Here is a 15707-nt window from a genome sequence, read left to right on the forward strand (position 1 = left end):
CGGTTGCTCCCTGCCAAGTCTGGTATGCGTCTTGTTTTCGGGCAAAGCCTGCCCGTGGCGCGGCAGCACTGCCGCGCGGTTGATGTTGCGAACTGGATTTCGGGCGGGTTGTTAATGCGGTCGAGGCATCGTCAGATTTTGCCCTTCCACGGAATAAGCACCTTTTCCAGATAGCGGATCAGGAGGTCGAAGGCGAAAGCGAACACGCCTATGACTATGATGCCCATGATGACGGTGTCGCTTGCCAGAAACTGCGCGGCATTGAGCACCATGAAGCCAAGCCCGCGATGTGCTGCCACCATTTCCGCGGCAACCAGCGTCGTCCAGCCCACACCGATGCCGATGCGCATGCCGGTGAAGATTTCCGGCATTGCCGCTTTCATGATGACCTGGGTTATCACCTGGGTCCGGGATGCGCCCATGGCGTAGGCGGCATGGATCTGTTCCGTCGAGACCGAGCGAACACCGGCTCTCGCCGCAATAGCCATCGGCGCGAAGATGGCGAGGAAGATGAGGAACACCTTCGGAAATTCGCCGATGCCGAGCCAGATGATGATCAGGGGCAGATAGGCAAGCGGCGGCAACGGACGGTAGAACTCGATAATCGGGTCCAGCACGCCGCGAACGAAACTGCTCATCCCCATCATGATGCCGATCGGAATTGCCGTGACACAGGCAATCGCGAAAGCGCCCAATACGCGTCCAAGGCTGGCGAGCGTATGTTCGGCCAGAGTGGAGTTTGCCACACCGTCGGTCATCGCCACCATGAACTTGCCATAGACCGCAAAGGGAGAGGGGAGAAACAGCGGCTTGACCCACCCCATTCCAGTTACGAGAAACCAGAGCCCCAGCAAGATCAGTGCGGTCACAAGGCTGATGAAGCCGCTGTTGCCATCGCCGGGGGCGCCATAGATTTTACCGGGTTTGACTGGTCGTGCCCGAGTGACGAACTCAAGCATGGACCAGTTCCGGGTTTCCTGATGCACGTTCATCGCCATAGATAATCCCCAGAATTGTCTCACGCATCTTGATGAAATCGGGACTGGACTTGACGGCGCGCGCGTCACCGCATTCCAGAAAGCGTCGGTTGAAATCCAGATCGTAGGTGTGAGTGATCCGTCCGGGACGCGGCGACATGACGATCAGGCGCGAACCGAGAAACAGGGCTTCTTCGACGCTGTGAGTGATGAAGAAGAACATTTTGTTGGTCACCTGCCAGACCCGCAACAGCAACTCCTGGATCGTCTCGCGGGTGAGTGCATCGAGCGCCGCCATCGGCTCGTCCATGAGCAGCATCGCCGGATCGCAGGTAAGAGCGCGGGCGATGCCCACGCGCTGCTGCATTCCGCCGGAGAGCTGGTAGATCTTGTGATTATGAAAATCCTGCAGGCCTACCAGGGCCAGGTTTCTTGTGGCGCGTGCGCGGCGCTCTGCCTTCGGCACGCCTTGAAGCTTCAGGCCGAACTCGGTGTTGTCGATGACATTGAGCCAGGGAAGAAGTGCGTGTTTCTGGAACACGACACCCCTGTCGGCGCCGGGGCCGCGCACCTGGCGTCCACCCAGCGTGATTTCTCCGGATGACGGGATCATGAAACCAGCCATCAGATTGAGAAGCGTGGTCTTGCCGCAGCCGGACGCACCCAGCGCCACCACGAAATCCCCGCTGTCGATCCGCAGATTGACACCCTTCAGTGCAATCACGGCTTCTTCCACATAAAGACCGGGATAGGTCAGACTGACATTCGATACGTTCAAAGTTTCCATAACGTCACCTTTCGGGAACGAGAAAGCGGTTCCAGCATAAACCAAAGGTTGCATCATTGCAGGAACCGTCTCGGTGCAGCGACTGTCCCTCAAAGACATGCGCTGGTGGAGGCGCTTGAATTACTTCACGTAATTACTTTGCGGCTGCTTCGGCAAAACTGCCATTTACGTTGCCGCTATAGTCGTCCAGAGCCTTGTCGAGCTGTTTTTGATCGACGAGGAATTTTGCGCTCTGGGTGACAGATTTGAGCGCGCCGCTGTCCTTGCCACCGCCGAGCCAGCTCGGTGAGGCCTGTTCTTCCACTGTTGGGAAGGACAACAGTGCGAGCGCGCCGGGTATGTCAGCGGCATTGCCGCCGATCAGCTTGACCATACCCTTCACCTGGTCTGAATCTGCCGTCCACTGGCCACCATTGGCCTTGTAGTCGGCATAGGCATCCTTGAGCACGGCGGTGAAGGCGGTCATGAATTTCGGATTCTCGCTGGCGAAACTCTTGTCGACCACGAGCCCGTCGAAAGTCGGAACACTTTTTGCGCCAATTTCTTCCGAATTGGCAATTTCCTTGCCCGACTTGAGAATTTCGGAAAGAGCAGGGGGCCAGACATAGGCCGCATCGATATCGCCTCGCTGCCAAGCGGCAACGATTTGCGGCGGCGTCATGTTGAGGATTTCCGCATCGCGTGGATTGATCTTCCAGATGTCGTCCATGCCGACGAGAAGATGAAAGTGGGAGGTCGAGACGAACGGCACGCCGATCTTCTTGCCCTTGAGATCTTCCGGCTTCTCGATGCCGGAGCCTTCGCGCGCCACCAGTGCTTCCGACTTGCCGATATTATCGAGGATCCAGAAGAGCTGGAGGTCGACCCCGCGTGTGGCAGCTGCCGCGATGCCTGTCGAGCCGATCACGCCTACCGGCACGTTGCCGGACGCAAGGGCTGTGGAAATATCTCCGCCCGATGCGAACTGGCGCCAGTCGATCTTGTATCCGGCCTCCTTGGCGGCCGCATCGAATTTTCCGTTGGCAATCGCAGTCAGAAACGGCCCTACGATCTGCTGATAACCGACCACGACCGTGGTTTCGGCATAGGCCGCAGACGTGGAAAGCGCTGCTGCGGCTGAAAATAACACCACCCGTTTTATGCTGTTGAAATAGTTCATGGAGTTCCCCTTCCATTTAAGAACCATGTCTGACTTGGTCATGACCGTTGGCGTTTTTCGCCAATCTCCAGTTCCGATTACAAACGATAGCCACGTCATCACATTTGCCTTATATCCAGTTGGAATAGTCAATAAGTCCAGTTTGGCGGCGGCGACGGTGCCGCCGGAGATGCGGACATGTACACACTTTCGCCAGGCCCAATTATTCCATGGGGAAAATCAGAAAGAAGAAACGCTATTGCTAAGTGGAGCATGAAGCGGAAAAACTGACGCAAACCGAGGCGCAGTTGCAGATTTACTAATGGAGCAGGGCTTTGGACGCCGTTTCGCCAACGATATTCTTCATAGACGGCAGCCGAAATACCGGATTGCAATCGCAGATCCGTGAAACCACTGTATCGGCCATTCTGTCTGGGGCCGTTCTCCCGGGCGCGCGCATGCCGTCGACGCGAGGGCTGGCTGATTATCTGAAAGTCTCGCGCCTGACGGTAACGCTTGCCTATCAGGAACTTGTTTCCCAAGGCTATCTGGAAGTGCGTTCGCGCAGCGCCTACCATGTGGCCACGACACCGCCCATCAGTCATCCCGACAGGGATTTCTTGCAGACCCCCGACACCGCTGTTGACTGGTCGTCCAAACTGCGTCCCGGCTTCAATATCGCCAAGACCATCCGCAAGCCGCTGGATTGGCGAAAATACCGCTATCCGTTCCTTTATGGCCAGATGGATCAGACCCTGTTCGACCTGGCCGCATGGCGCGATTGCGCCCGGCGTGCGCTTGCTCGGGAAGATTTCATCCTCATGGCAGGTGATTTCGCCGCGGCGGACGATGTTGAACTTGTCAATTACATCCGCTCCCGTACGCTGCCGAGCCGAGGGATACGCGCGGAGCCGGACGAGATATTGGTTACGGTTGGCGCACAGAACGCGCTTTGGATCATCAGCCATCTGCTTTTGACGCGGAGTTCGCATGTCGTATGCGAGAATCCTGGCCATCCGGATATCAGCGCTACGCTCCATCTGACGGGAGCCCGCGTTACGGCACTTGATGTCGATGAAGGCGGCTTGCCGCCCGAACTTCTGCCGGACGGGATTGACGCGGTCTTCGTTACGCCAAGTCATCAATCCCCCACAGCCGCCACCATGCCCCGGGCGCGGCGTATCGCGTTGCTGGAAGCGGCGGCGGAACGAGATTTCGTCATCGTCGAGGACGATTACGAATTCGAGATGAGCTTTCTCCAGCCACCGACCCCGGCGTTGAAATCGCTCGACCAGTATGGTCGCGTTCTCTATGTGGGCAGCTTCTCCAAATCGCTTTTTCCGGGACTTCGGCTCGGTTATCTCGTCGCCCCGGCTCCCGTCATTCGCGAGGCGAGGGCGTTGCGCGCGCTGATGCTGCGTCATCCGCCCGGACATCTGCAACGAACTGCCGCCTATTTTCTGGCGCTTGGCCATTATGATGCAGTCATTCACCGAATGCGGATCGAATATCACAAGCGTCACATAGCCATGATCGAGGCTCTCGATCGGGAAGGTTTGAAAATCGCGGGCAAGTCCGCGTTTGGCGGTACTGCGTTCTGGATCGAGGGACCTGAAGGCATGGATGCCGACAAGCTCGCACGTGATCTGCGAGAGGACGGCGTGCTGATAGAGTCCGGAGCGCCGTTCTTCTGGAGCGACGACCGGCCATGCCGTTATTTTCGCATCGCCTATTCTTCAATTCCACTCAACCGCATCGCGGAAGGTATAGAACTTCTGGCTAAAAGAATGCGAAAAATCTCTCAATTCAGGAACGGTTGAGTTCAGCCTGCGTTCATGTGGATTGCGATAACGGATTTGTGAAGTCGCCGGAATTTGTCCCAATTCAGTGGGTACCGCTGGCGACGTACGGCGTCCTTGCCTGCGAATCCATGGGCAGACGCACACCAATTCTGCCTTCCAGAAGGAGAAGGATATATGTCTATTCGTTCGAAGCTTCTTGCCACGGTTGCGGTGCCGGTTCTGTCGGCCTCCATTCTCGCGCAGCCCGTGCTCGCAGATACGCTGACGGCTCCAATCCTGTTGGCGCAGGAGAATGGGGACCAGCCATCCGACGAGCAATTGCTGCAACAGCGCGAGGCTGAGGAACAGCAAAAGGCGGCAGAGGAAGAAGCGCGCCGGGCTGAGGAGCAACAGCGCGCTGCCGACGAAGAAAACCGTCGTCAGGCGGAAGAACAACAGCAGAAAGCCGCTCAGGAAGAAGCCCAGCGTCAGGCGGAAGAGCAGAAACGAGCTGCGGAAGCGGAGGCGCAGCGCCAGGCCGAAGAGCAGCAGAAGGCTGCCGAACGAGAAGCACAGAAACAAGCCGAGGAACAACAGAAGGCAGCAGAGCGCGAAGCGCAGAAGCAGGCCGAAGAACAGGCCAAGCAGGCGGCCGAGCAGAAAAAAGCCGAGGAGGAGGCGCAGCGCCAGAGCGAACAACAGCAGCAGAAGGCTGCTGAAGAAGAAGCCCAGCGTCGCGCCGAAGAACAGAAGAAGGCAGAGGAAGAGGCTGCTCGCAAGGATGCTGAACAGCAGGAGCAGACAGCGCCCACCGAAAAACCTGTGAAGGAAGCTCCTGCAAGTGAGCCCGAAGCGAAACCCGAGCAACCCGCACCCGAGAAGCCCGGGAAGGAAGCTCCTGCTCCGCAAGCGGAAAAGCCTGCCGAGCAACCGGCAGAAGCATCTCCGGCGACGCCTCAGCAGAAAGAACCTGCAGAAGAGTCCATCGTTGAGCATCCGGAAGAAGTTCCGCCGCAGGAGCCGAAAGCAACAGAAGCTCCACAGAACGAAGCGCAGCCTGCGCAACCGGTGGAACAGCCGCAATCGACCGACGGCCAGCAAAAGCCTGCGCCGGAAATAGTCGATCAGCGCTCGACCGAGGAAAAGCAGGAGATTGCCAAAGATCCCGCGAAGACCGACGACACAGTTGTCTTGCCGGTTGAAAATGGCGCCGCCATTCTCGACAGCGACAAGGATGCCGACAATTCCGGGGGAAGCCAGTCGCGTGAAGATCGCCGCAAGCAGCGCGAGCAGCAGCGCTCAGCCGAGGAAAATGCCCCGCCACCCGCAAATGATGCGGCGGCGCAGGTCGCTATTCCGGAAGAAGTGAAGGCAGCGCTGCCGCAGAAGATCGAGGCCAATCTCAAGGAAGAAGGCACTCGGATCAAGGAAGCGCCTGTCTTTGCCGTGCCGGAAACCACCAATATCGTCAACAACACGGTGGTGAACAACACAGTCATAAACAATACGACGGTTAATAACGTGACGAACAATGTCACGAACGTCAAAGTGATCGAGGAAGTCGACAACCGCGTCATCCTGGATGTCGGCGACCGTATCTTCGTTCGCGGGGATGACCGCCCGAGGCTACGCCGCGATGCCGAGCAGACTTATTATGATGAATTGCCGCGTGGACGTACCCGCGAAACCATCGTTCGCCCCGGCGGGAACCAGATTGTCACGATCTATGATCGTTACGGCGACATTCTTCAGCGTTCCCGTATCGACCGCGACGGCAACGAATATCTGATGATCTATGCGCCCGAATACGATGACAATCCGCGCGCTTCGATTATCGATGTCGGCTATGAACTGCCGCCAATGCGTCTCACCATTCCGGTGAGAGATTATATCATTGACGTTGCCGACGATCCGGATCGCGATTTCTACGATTTCCTCGCCATGCCGCCGGTGGAGCGTGTAGAGCGCGTTTATACAATCGATGAAGTTCGTCACTCTGCCCGTCTGCGTGACAAGGTGCGCCGCATCGATCTGGATACGATCCACTTCGCGACTGGAAGTGCCGAGGTTTCGATGTCGCAAGCCAAGACCTTGCGCAAGGTTGCGACCGCCATGCAGAAGGTGCTGGCGAAGGATCCTGGCGAGACCTTCTTTATCGAAGGTCATACGGATGCCGTAGGGTCGGACCGCTCAAATCTGGTCCTGTCGGACAAACGAGCTGAGTCCGTCGCCAGCCTTTTGACGGAAGTCTATGATATCCCGGCTGAAAATCTCGTGACGCAGGGTTATGGCGAACGCTTCCTCAAAATTCGCACACAGGCAGCGGAGCAGGAGAACCGCCGCGTCACCATCCGTCGCGTGACGCCACTTGTCCGGCCCGTTGCAAAACGCTGAACGAAAAATAACCGGATGCGAGCCTCGCATCCGGTTATCGCATGGAATTGATCTCGATCAGGCGGTCTTGGGTTGGGCCGCACTTATCTGTGCGAGCAACAGTTCGCTCATCGGACGCGGCTTGACCGCCTCGATCTGGACCATAAGTTCCGCGATTTTTTCGGCGTCGCAGACACCGCACTCATAAATCTGAATGATTTCGCGTGCCATTTCGTCCTTATGGGGAGAGGTGATCGGGCAACGCGCCATTGCTTCGCACGACTTCACATAAGCCGCTTGCAGCTCTTTCAACTCGGCGGGTTTGAAGCGCCCGAAATAGTAATCTCTCGAAAATGGCATTCTATGCATTCCGCATATGGCTGGCCGACCGATCGTCCTGTCAGCCCATAAATCCGTGTGATCCACTATACTAAAATATAGCTGATTGCAAAACTTTATATCGAAGAATTGTTTACTTTATGTAAAATACTCTGTGAGGGCAGGGTGCAAAAGAATTACATGGCAGTCCTTAGTTCGAGCGCTTGCACAACGCCGACAGACTAGACTCGCGAGAGTTCGAGCTTGGCCACGATTTCTGCAATCTTGTCCGGGTCATGTGCACCGGATTCATATGTTCGGATGATTGCTCGTGCGAGTATCTCTTTATCTTCGTGTGTTGTCGGGCAGCGATCCAGAACCGCACAGCAACGGTTATAGGCAACCTGAAGCACCCGAAGGTCTTCAGGTGCGTATGTTCCTTGATATTTGTTACCGCGAAATGGCATTGGGGGCCTCCCCTTCGACTGATTGAACGCCTAATTTAAGGGGAATGCAACTGATCGTTTTATGACAGTGACGCAAGCCACGTTGGACAGTGTTTTCGAAAGCCCCGTTTCATGGGATACAAACAGCGATAAAGTCTGTCTTCCACTTCGTTGGCCTCTAAATCCCGCTGCAAGTGTGTTGAAAGCTGGTTGAAAGCTTGCCTGCGATATCCATTCAAGACCGATAGAGGAATCGGCATCAGGAGGGGCTTGGTTTTGCCGGGCCAGCAGGAGCACTCGGAGGAGCATAGATGAAAATCTCTAGAGATTCATATCGCCATCTGTTTGGCGCAGCCATTATTGGCGGCGCGATGGTAATTGGCGCAAACGCGGCCCATGCCGAAAAACTGACGGTAATCGTTGGTGGCATGGAAAAGCAGATTTACCTTCCAGCCGTGCTGACGGAAAAGCTCGGTTACTTCAAGGATGAAGGCCTTGATGTCGAGCTGATCAATAGTCGCGCCGGCGTCGATGCGGAAAACGAGCTTTTGGCTGGTGCAGCCCAGGCCGTGGTCGGCTTTTACGATCACACCATCGATCTGCAATCGAAGGGCAAGTTCATCCAGTCGATCGTACAGTTCAGCCAGGCGCCGGGTGAAGTGGAACTCGTTTCCAGCAAATATGCCGATCAGATCAAGTCGCCCGCCGATTTCAAGGGGCACACGCTCGGTGTCACGGGTCTCGGTTCTTCTACAGACTTCCTGACCCAGTACCTTGCCATGCGCAACGGCTTGAAGCAGGGCGATTATACGTTGTTGCCGGTCGGCGCAGGCAACACTTTCATTGCAGCCTTCAAGCAGGATGCCGTGCAGGCGGGCATGACCACGGAGCCGACTGTCGCCAATATGCTGAAAAGCGGCGATGCGAAGGTGCTGGTCGACATGCGCACGCCAGATAAAACCATCGAAGCCCTTGGCGGACCATATCCGGCTGCTTCGTTCTACGTGCAGAGCGCATGGCTCGAGACACACAAGGAAGATGCGCAGAAACTTGCCAACGCACTGGTCAAAACCATGCGTTATATCGCTTCGCACAGCGCCGAAGAAATCGCAGACCAGATGCCCAAGGATTATTATGTCGGCGACAAGGACCTCTACGTGAAGGGCCTTGCCGAGGGCAAGGCGCAGTACACGCCGGATGGCCGCATGCCGAAAGATGGTCCTGAAACTGTCCTCAAGGTTCTCGCAACCTTCAAGAAGCCGCTTCAGGAAAAACAGGTCGATCTTTCGAAGACGTTCACGACCGAGTTCGTGGACAAGGCTAACGCAGCGCTTGACGCTGCGAAGTGACCAGCCTGCGACTGACGTTCAGGTAGAACGTCAGTCTCACTGTTTCAACATATTCAGCCGCATTGCAGGCACGCGACAGAGCAATTCTCCAAAACGGAAAAACCGTTTTGGTGCGGGATGCTCGATAACGAAACTGTCGCGTGCGAGCGGTGCCGCATACCCGCGAGGAACCCATGCTGATGGAAGCCCCCAGTACCATTGCGCGTGAAACAGATGGCAACAATGTGCCTGCAATCGCGCTCAACAATGTAACCCGCCGTTTCGTCACCCCCGACGGCAAGATGATGACCGCATTGCGCGACTTCACCATGAATGTTGCGCAGGGCGAATTTGCCTGTGTCGTCGGCCCGACCGGCTGCGGCAAGTCGACGACGCTTAATCTCGTGACAGGTCTCGCCAAGCCAAGTGCCGGTGAAGTTCGTCTGATGGGTAAGCCCATCGAAGGTATCAGCCCTGATATCGGCTTTGTGTTTCAGGCGGATGCTCTGTTTCCGTGGCTCAGCGTCATCGACAATGTGAGCGCGGGCCCGCGCTATCGCGGCATGGGCAAGGAAGAAGCCTATGCGAAAGCGCGCAGCTGGATCGCCCGCGTCGGTCTTGCCCGCTTTGAAAACCACTATCCACACCAGCTCTCCGGCGGCATGCGCAAGCGCGTGGCGCTGGCGCAGACATTCATCAACGAACCGAAAATCCTGCTCATGGATGAACCGTTCAGCGCGCTTGACGTGCAGACACGCACCTTGATGCAGGGTGAATTGCTCGATCTCTGGCAACAGTCTGGCGCGTCGGTCATCTTCGTTACGCACGATCTGGAGGAAGCGATTGCTTTGGCCGACAAGGTTTATGTGCTGACCGCCGGTCCGGCTACGGTCAAGAGCGTCTACGACATCGATATTCCACGCCCGCGCGTCATGGAAGACATCCGCTACGACAGCCAGTTTGTCGATATTGCCAAGGTCATCTGGGACGATCTGCGCGAGGAAGTGCAGATCGGTCAGAAGCGCGCGCTGGCAAGCGGCAACTAATCGGAGAAAATGAAATGACAACACAAACCCTCTCCGCGTCAGCAAACTTGCAGTCCAGTGCAAGTACGGACGAACTTGCACGCACCGAAGCGAAATTTCGCGCTGCAATGCGCCGCCGCCGTGCCGTGGTTATCCTTGTGCGCCTCGCCATTCTGGTCGCCGTTCTGGGTGGTTGGGAACTCGGTGCACGGACGGGCCTGATCGATCCATTCTTCTTCGCGAGCCCTTCCGGTATTGCCGACCAGATATGGATATGGATCACGGAAGGCACGTCACAGGGGCCGCTTTCGGAGCAGATCATCGTAACCCTTGAGGAAACAGCGCTTGGCTTCCTGATCGGTGCGGTTGGCGGCGTCATTTGCGGCATCCTGCTGGGCCGCAACAAGTTCCTCGCCGATGTGTTCTCGATCTACATCAAGATCGCCAATTCCATCCCGCGCGTCGTGCTGGGTTCGATCTTCATCATCGCGCTTGGGCTCGGCATGGCGTCCAAGGTGGCGCTGGCCGTCGTCATGGTGTTCTTCGTCGTGTTCGCCAATGCGTTTCAGGGTGTACGCGAAGCTGATCGTGCGCTGATTGCAAATGCACAGATATTGGGTGCTTCCCGTTCGCAGATCACACGTACCGTCATCGTGCCGTCAGCCATGAGCTGGATTCTGGCAAGCCTTCACGTCAGCTTCGGTTTTGCGCTCGTCGGTGCCGTTGTGGGTGAGTTTCTGGGCGCGAAGAAGGGCGTCGGCCTGATGATCTCAACGGCACAGGGCACATTCAATGCCAATGGCGTCTTTGCTGCCATGGTCATTCTGGCGGTGTTGGCGCTCGTCGTGGAATATATTATCACGCTGATCGAAAACCATCTGGTGAAATGGCGTCCACAGGCGCTCTCCGAACAGGGCAGCTGATAGCCAGACATTTGAACAGCTCAGGCGGCGGGCAGGGTGACAGTCACCGTGAGCCCGCCGCCTTTCGTTTCGGAAAGCGACACATCACCGCCTGCGGCATTGGCCACTTCACGCACGATGGCGAGACCGAGCCCGCTTCCATCTGCCAGAGTGCCCGGAACACGATAGAAACGTTCGAAAACGTGTTCATATTCGCTGACCGGAATACCGGGGCCGTTATCCTCGACCCGTAATTTGATTTTGTGTCCATCTTGATCGATCACAAGCGTGACCGTGCCGCCTTCCGGCGTATAGGTGAGGGCATTGTCCACCAGATTGACGATCATCTCGCGCAGCATGGTTCCATCGCCTGAAATGACCGGCTTGGTCGCTTTAAGCTCGAACCCGAGATCGATCTTGCGGTCGAACGCCTTGCCTGCCAGGCTTTCCAGAATTTGTTGTCCCGCCTCCGCCAGATCAACCCGATCAGCGCGTGGACGCCTGCTGCCCGGTTCGGCGCGGGAAAGCGTCAGCAACTGTCCGGCCAGCCGTGACAGCTGCATGGCCGTATTCTTGATGCCAGCCAGGACATCCTTGCGGTCAGTTTCTTCGGTTGCCCGTTCTGCGAAGCTGGCCTGTGTCGAAAGCGTCGCAAGCGGTGTGCGCAACTGATGTGCCGCATTCTGAATGAAACGGTGCTGCGCCGACATCTGCTTGCGTACGCGTTCCATATACTGGTTCAGCGCCGTGACGAGCGGTCGAAGTTCGGTCTGGACGGTCTGTGGATCGAACGGTTCCAGTTTGGATGTGCGATTGCGGACTTCGTTGCGAAGCCGGATCAGCGGGCGCAACACAAAGCGCAAGCCCAATAGCGAGAGAGCACCGGCAACGATGATGAGCAGCGATTGTTCCAGCACCGAGTTCAGCCAGAGTTCCCGTTGCATGGCGGTGTATCCCGCAAGGGTGACGCCCACGACCACATCGACAGCTTGTGGCAGCGTGGAAGGTGCGGCAACAGGATGGCGCAACACAACCAGGCGCAAGGGGCGGTCGCGATAGATGCCTTCATAATGAAGAGGATCGTAATTCGTGATATCGGCCGGCATGGGCAAGTCGGGAAATCCTGCCAGCAGACGTCCATCGGACGTCTCCACACGATAATAGACCCGGTCCCCATATCCCGTTGAAAACATTTCGAGTGCGACCGGCGGAATGACGGCATCGATGGCATTGTGCGACGCGGCAGTCGCTTCGCCGATGGCGCGTGCAGACGCTGTCAGCATTCGGTCTGATACGATCCCGGCCATGTTTTCCGATGCGCGCCATGCTGTCCAGAGATTGATCCCTGCCACGATAATCAGCGGGATTACGATCCACGAAACGAGTTGGGCGCGCAGGCTTTGGGAGAGGCGGGTGAACAGCCGTTTCATCTCAACTCGCTTCGCGCAGCAGATAGCCCAGACCGCGCAAGGTCACGATCTCGGCTCGGCTGCCCTCCAGCTTCTTGCGGAGACGATGAATGTAGATTTCGATGGCGTTTTCGTCAGTTTCGCTGTCGAAATTGTAGATGCCCTGCACAAGCGCCGTCTTGCTGACCGTGGTTCCGATGCGCCGCAACAGCTGTTCCAGAACTGCATGTTCCTTCGGGGCAAGTGAAAGCGGATCGTCTCCAAGCGAGAATAGCCGGGTATTGGTGTCGAAACGTAAAAGCCCGCAGGTCACAACGGGCGCTGTTCGCTGGCTGGCGCGGCGAAGATGCGCGCGGATACGCGCTTCGAGTTCGCTCAGCTCGAAGGGCTTTGCCAGATAGTCGTCGGCACCGGCATCCAATCCACGGATACGCCCGTCAAGACTGGCATTGGCTGTCAGGATGATGACGGGTACTTCATTGCCTTTGCCGCGGACGTGTTCCAGCACATCCAGCCCGGTTTTGTCGGGAAGGCCGAGATCAAGAATCACCAGATCGTACTCTGTGAAGGCGAGCGCCTGTTCTGCATCAGCAGCGTCGTGCACTGTATCGACGCTATAGTTTGACTGTTGCAGGCTTTTTGCCAGCCAGTTTGCGAGGGTGAGATTATCTTCGACGAGCAGGATACGCATGGCTGACGATGATAGCGGTTTCAGTCCCGGGTCAAGAAGCTTGGCTCGTAAATCGATGAATCAGATGAATATCTTCGGGTTCGCGCTCGAAGAGCAGCGGATCCGGCCTGATTGTAACTTTCGCGCCCTGTTTCATATAAAAATCGATTGTTCGCCGCGTGGGGGTCGCTGAAATATAAAAGCCTTCAGATCCGGCTTCCTTAGCAACGGCCATGCTGCGCCGATAGAGTTCGCCTGCAAGGCCCAATCCGCGGACGGCTTTATCGACATGCATGAAACCAAGCTGATGTAGTTCTGGATAGAGGCCGACAGGGCGCACATCCGTAACCGCAACGGCAACCAGTGCACCATCCGCTTCAGCACCGAGAAAAACCCCGCCGTGGTCGTAGCAGTCGAGCAGGATGGGCGTGTAGATTTCCGCTTCGCCTTCCGGCCAGCCGCGCACATCGTAGAACTGCGGTTCCAGCACGAGCTGGTCGTCTTGCAGGCGATACATTTCCTCAATGATTTCGCTGCGGTCGATTTGCCAGATGTCCGTCACTTCGCTTCTTCCGAGCGGACGCATAGCGAAATCTGCGAGCTTCTTTGTCTGTACCATGAACGTTGCCCCGGAAGTTCAGTTCGCGGAACGAACTATCGTTTCATCCATGGATACTCAAGGGCAGATACTCAAAGCAACAGCCCCGTAAAAGCGACGTTTTTCCAATTTGCCACATGAAACGTGCCATATTGCAAAAACCGGCGATAATTTTGACCACTATCGCGGCTACTCCTCGCCATTCGTCTCGGGTACTGCTCAGTACAGGTGCGAGGAATATTGAGGCGTGTGGGAGGCCAGAAGCCAACTTCAATCGGATTGACGGTACCTGAACGGCAAACAGAGGGCTGAAAACCGCCCGAAAATTTGCAATTTTGCGTCAACTCTCCGATCTGCCCTTGCGGGAGCGGGGCCTGAGTTCTATCAGCATCATCAAAAATTACAGCACACGGAAGGATCGGCAATTGCGATGCCGAAACCTCCGGAGGCCCGCCAGTTTCTGACATGGCGGGGAAATGAGCGATGGAGCCAAGTTGAAAAACCATCACGATATCTGGGATATTGTCGACGCCAAGAGTGCCGCATATTTCGAACTGAGCGATACGGTTTGGGATAATCCGGAAACCAACTATGAAGAATACAGATCGAGCGATGCCCACGCGGCGATGCTGGAAGCGGAAGGGTTTCGCGTCGAACGCGGCATTGCTGGATTGCCGACGGCTGTAATGGGCGAAGCTGGCGAGGAAGGGCCGGTCATTGCCATTCTTGGTGAGTTCGATGCCCTGCCGGGTTTGAGCCAGGTATCGGGACTGGCAGAAGAGAAGCCTGTCGAAGCAGGCGGTCACGGACATGGTTGCGGCCACAATCTGCTGGGTGCGGGATCGCTGCTCGCTGCTGCTGCCGTGAAGGATTATCTTGCCGCACAGGGCATCAAGGGACGCGTGCGTTATTATGGTTGCCCGGCGGAAGAGGGCGGTTCGGCAAAGGGCTTCATGGTTCGCGAAGGACTGTTCGACGATGTCGATATCGCCTTCTGCTGGCATCCTGCGCCTTTTGCGGGCGTAAACGATCCAGTCTCGCTCGCCTGCAATGAAATCAATTTTCACTTCAGCGGCCGTGCGGCCCACGCTTCGGCAGCACCGCATCTCGGACGCAGTGCGCTTGATGCGGTCGAACTGATGAATGTCGGCGTGAATTATATGCGCGAGCATATGCCGTCCACGGCGCGCATTCATTACGCTGTAACCGATACAGGCGGCTTTGCGCCGAATGTCGTGCAGGCCAGGGCAACGGTCCGTTATCTCGTTCGCGCCCGCAGCCTGCCGGAAATGCAGACGCTTCTCGAACGCGTCAAGAAAATTGCCGAGGGCGCCGCGCTGATGACCGAAACCACGGTGCGCAGCGAGATCGTTAGCGGCGATGCGGATCTGATCGGGAACACACCGCTAGAACAGCTGATGCAGATGCAGCTTGAGCGTCTCGGACCACCGGACTTTGACGATCAGGACCGCGAAACGGCAAGCCGCTTCCAGAAGACGCTTTCCAGGGAAGATATTTCCGATGCCTTCCGCCGCTTCGGTGTCGAGCCCAAGGACGGCCTTTCGCTTTGCGAAGACATCTATACGCCTTATAAGGGCGACAACACCCTCGTCGGCTCCACCGATGTGGGCAGCGTGAGCTGGGTAGTGCCGACCGTGCAGATGCGCGGTGCGACCTGCGCAATCGGCACGCCGCTTCATTCGTGGCAGATGGTGGCTCAGGGCAAGCTGCCGGCAGCGCACAAGGGCATGGCGCATGCTGCAAAGATCATGGGTAGCACGGCCATCGAACTGTTTCGCGATCCGGCACAGATCGAGAAAGCAAAGCAGGATCACGAGAAACGGCTCGGCGGAACCGTTTTCGTCAATCCGATTCCAGACAGCGTTCAACCCGCTCTGCCCGAAACCGCAAAATGATGCAGCGAGCAGACAGATTCTGAAAATAGAAATGACATT

Annotated in this window: 13 protein-coding genes; 6 read left to right on the forward strand and 7 right to left on the reverse strand. The window is 56.8% G+C overall.

Annotated elements, in window-relative coordinates:
* Window positions 1-131: 131 nt before the first annotated feature.
* The 3 genes from ACOWVS_RS02475 to tauA form a co-directional block, all read right to left on the reverse strand.
* On the reverse strand, window positions 132-959 hold the full coding sequence (locus ACOWVS_RS02475) for an ABC transporter permease subunit (protein WP_006471746.1): 828 nt from the start codon (window positions 957-959) through the stop codon (window positions 132-134).
* Window positions 952-1764 (reverse strand): taurine ABC transporter ATP-binding protein, encoded by an 813-nt coding sequence (locus ACOWVS_RS02480; RefSeq protein ID WP_006471747.1) that lies wholly within the window; start codon window positions 1762-1764, stop codon window positions 952-954. Before ACOWVS_RS02480 ends, ACOWVS_RS02475 begins: the two co-directional genes overlap by 8 nt.
* A gap of 133 nt (window positions 1765-1897) precedes the next feature.
* On the reverse strand, window positions 1898-2923 hold the full coding sequence (tauA, locus tag ACOWVS_RS02485) for a taurine ABC transporter substrate-binding protein (RefSeq protein ID WP_021585610.1): 1026 nt from the start codon (window positions 2921-2923) through the stop codon (window positions 1898-1900).
* 314 nt (window positions 2924-3237) lie between these two features.
* Here tauA and ACOWVS_RS02490 point away from each other — a divergent pair, with 314 nt between their 5' ends.
* Both ACOWVS_RS02490 and ACOWVS_RS02495 read left to right on the forward strand, forming a co-directional pair.
* Window positions 3238-4722, forward strand: a complete 1485-nt coding sequence (locus ACOWVS_RS02490) for a PLP-dependent aminotransferase family protein (protein ID WP_021585608.1) — start codon at window positions 3238-3240, stop codon at window positions 4720-4722.
* 156 nt (window positions 4723-4878) lie between these two features.
* A complete protein-coding gene (locus tag ACOWVS_RS02495) occupies window positions 4879-7077 on the forward strand; it encodes an OmpA family protein (protein ID WP_063620433.1) in 2199 nt (732 codons plus the stop codon).
* Between the two features lie 57 nt (window positions 7078-7134).
* On the opposite strand, the gene ACOWVS_RS02500 is transcribed toward ACOWVS_RS02495, so the two are convergent.
* A complete protein-coding gene (locus tag ACOWVS_RS02500; RefSeq protein ID WP_021585606.1) occupies window positions 7135-7416 on the reverse strand; it encodes a hypothetical protein in 282 nt (93 codons plus the stop codon).
* Between the two features lie 715 nt (window positions 7417-8131).
* On the opposite strand from ACOWVS_RS02500, the gene ACOWVS_RS02505 reads away from it, so the two are divergent.
* The 3 genes from ACOWVS_RS02505 to ACOWVS_RS02515 all read left to right on the forward strand — a co-directional run bounded on the left by ACOWVS_RS02505 (window position 8132) and on the right by ACOWVS_RS02515 (window position 11096).
* Window positions 8132-9169, forward strand: coding sequence for an ABC transporter substrate-binding protein (locus tag ACOWVS_RS02505; protein WP_075041449.1), 1038 nt, complete (start codon window positions 8132-8134; stop codon window positions 9167-9169).
* Between the two features lie 173 nt (window positions 9170-9342).
* Window positions 9343-10194: an ABC transporter ATP-binding protein gene (locus ACOWVS_RS02510; RefSeq protein WP_075041448.1), complete on the forward strand. Its 852-nt coding sequence runs from the start codon at window positions 9343-9345 to the stop codon at window positions 10192-10194.
* Between the two features lie 14 nt (window positions 10195-10208).
* Window positions 10209-11096 (forward strand): ABC transporter permease, encoded by an 888-nt coding sequence (locus ACOWVS_RS02515; RefSeq protein WP_006468779.1) that lies wholly within the window; start codon window positions 10209-10211, stop codon window positions 11094-11096.
* Between the two features lie 20 nt (window positions 11097-11116).
* Here ACOWVS_RS02515 and ACOWVS_RS02520 read toward each other — a convergent pair whose 3' ends face one another.
* Genes ACOWVS_RS02520 through ACOWVS_RS02530 form a run of 3 tightly spaced genes read right to left on the reverse strand, consistent with a single transcriptional unit; the run spans window position 11117 to window position 13773 of the window.
* Window positions 11117-12505, reverse strand: coding sequence for a sensor histidine kinase (locus ACOWVS_RS02520; RefSeq protein WP_075041447.1), 1389 nt, complete (start codon window positions 12503-12505; stop codon window positions 11117-11119).
* A gap of 1 nt (window position 12506) precedes the next feature.
* Window positions 12507-13175, reverse strand: coding sequence for a response regulator (locus ACOWVS_RS02525; RefSeq protein WP_075041446.1), 669 nt, complete (start codon window positions 13173-13175; stop codon window positions 12507-12509).
* 31 nt (window positions 13176-13206) lie between these two features.
* Window positions 13207-13773 carry a GNAT family N-acetyltransferase gene (locus ACOWVS_RS02530; protein WP_075041445.1) on the reverse strand — a complete coding sequence of 189 codons (567 nt, stop codon included), beginning with the start codon at window positions 13771-13773 and terminating at the stop codon, window positions 13207-13209.
* Between the two features lie 455 nt (window positions 13774-14228).
* Between ACOWVS_RS02530 and ACOWVS_RS02535 the strand changes: the two genes are divergently transcribed.
* Window positions 14229-15668 (forward strand): M20 family metallopeptidase, encoded by a 1440-nt coding sequence (locus ACOWVS_RS02535; protein ID WP_075041444.1) that lies wholly within the window; start codon window positions 14229-14231, stop codon window positions 15666-15668.
* The last annotated feature ends 39 nt before the right edge of the window (window positions 15669-15707 follow it).

The organism is Brucella sp. IR068 (genome assembly GCF_049065885.1).
Lineage (GTDB): Bacteria > Pseudomonadota > Alphaproteobacteria > Rhizobiales > Rhizobiaceae > Brucella > Brucella intermedia.

What these genes read in the sequence shown, in the direction of transcription:
- ACOWVS_RS02475 (WP_006471746.1), bottom strand. Translation starts at nt 959, where the DNA reads ATGCTTGAGTTCGTCACTCGGGCACGACCAGTCAAACCCGGTAAAATC.
- ACOWVS_RS02480 (WP_006471747.1), bottom strand. Translation starts at nt 1,764, where the DNA reads ATGGAAACTTTGAACGTATCGAATGTCAGTCTGACCTATCCCGGTCTT.
- tauA (WP_021585610.1), bottom strand. Translation starts at nt 2,923, where the DNA reads ATGAACTATTTCAACAGCATAAAACGGGTGGTGTTATTTTCAGCCGCA.
- ACOWVS_RS02495 (WP_063620433.1), top strand. Translation starts at nt 4,879, where the DNA reads ATGTCTATTCGTTCGAAGCTTCTTGCCACGGTTGCGGTGCCGGTTCTG.
- ACOWVS_RS02500 (WP_021585606.1), bottom strand. Translation starts at nt 7,416, where the DNA reads ATGCCATTTTCGAGAGATTACTATTTCGGGCGCTTCAAACCCGCCGAG.
- ACOWVS_RS02505 (WP_075041449.1), top strand. Translation starts at nt 8,132, where the DNA reads ATGAAAATCTCTAGAGATTCATATCGCCATCTGTTTGGCGCAGCCATT.
- ACOWVS_RS02510 (WP_075041448.1), top strand. Translation starts at nt 9,343, where the DNA reads ATGCTGATGGAAGCCCCCAGTACCATTGCGCGTGAAACAGATGGCAAC.
- ACOWVS_RS02515 (WP_006468779.1), top strand. Translation starts at nt 10,209, where the DNA reads ATGACAACACAAACCCTCTCCGCGTCAGCAAACTTGCAGTCCAGTGCA.
- ACOWVS_RS02520 (WP_075041447.1), bottom strand. Translation starts at nt 12,505, where the DNA reads ATGAAACGGCTGTTCACCCGCCTCTCCCAAAGCCTGCGCGCCCAACTC.
- ACOWVS_RS02525 (WP_075041446.1), bottom strand. Translation starts at nt 13,175, where the DNA reads ATGCGTATCCTGCTCGTCGAAGATAATCTCACCCTCGCAAACTGGCTG.
- ACOWVS_RS02530 (WP_075041445.1), bottom strand. Translation starts at nt 13,773, where the DNA reads ATGGTACAGACAAAGAAGCTCGCAGATTTCGCTATGCGTCCGCTCGGA.
- ACOWVS_RS02535 (WP_075041444.1), top strand. Translation starts at nt 14,229, where the DNA reads ATGAGCGATGGAGCCAAGTTGAAAAACCATCACGATATCTGGGATATT.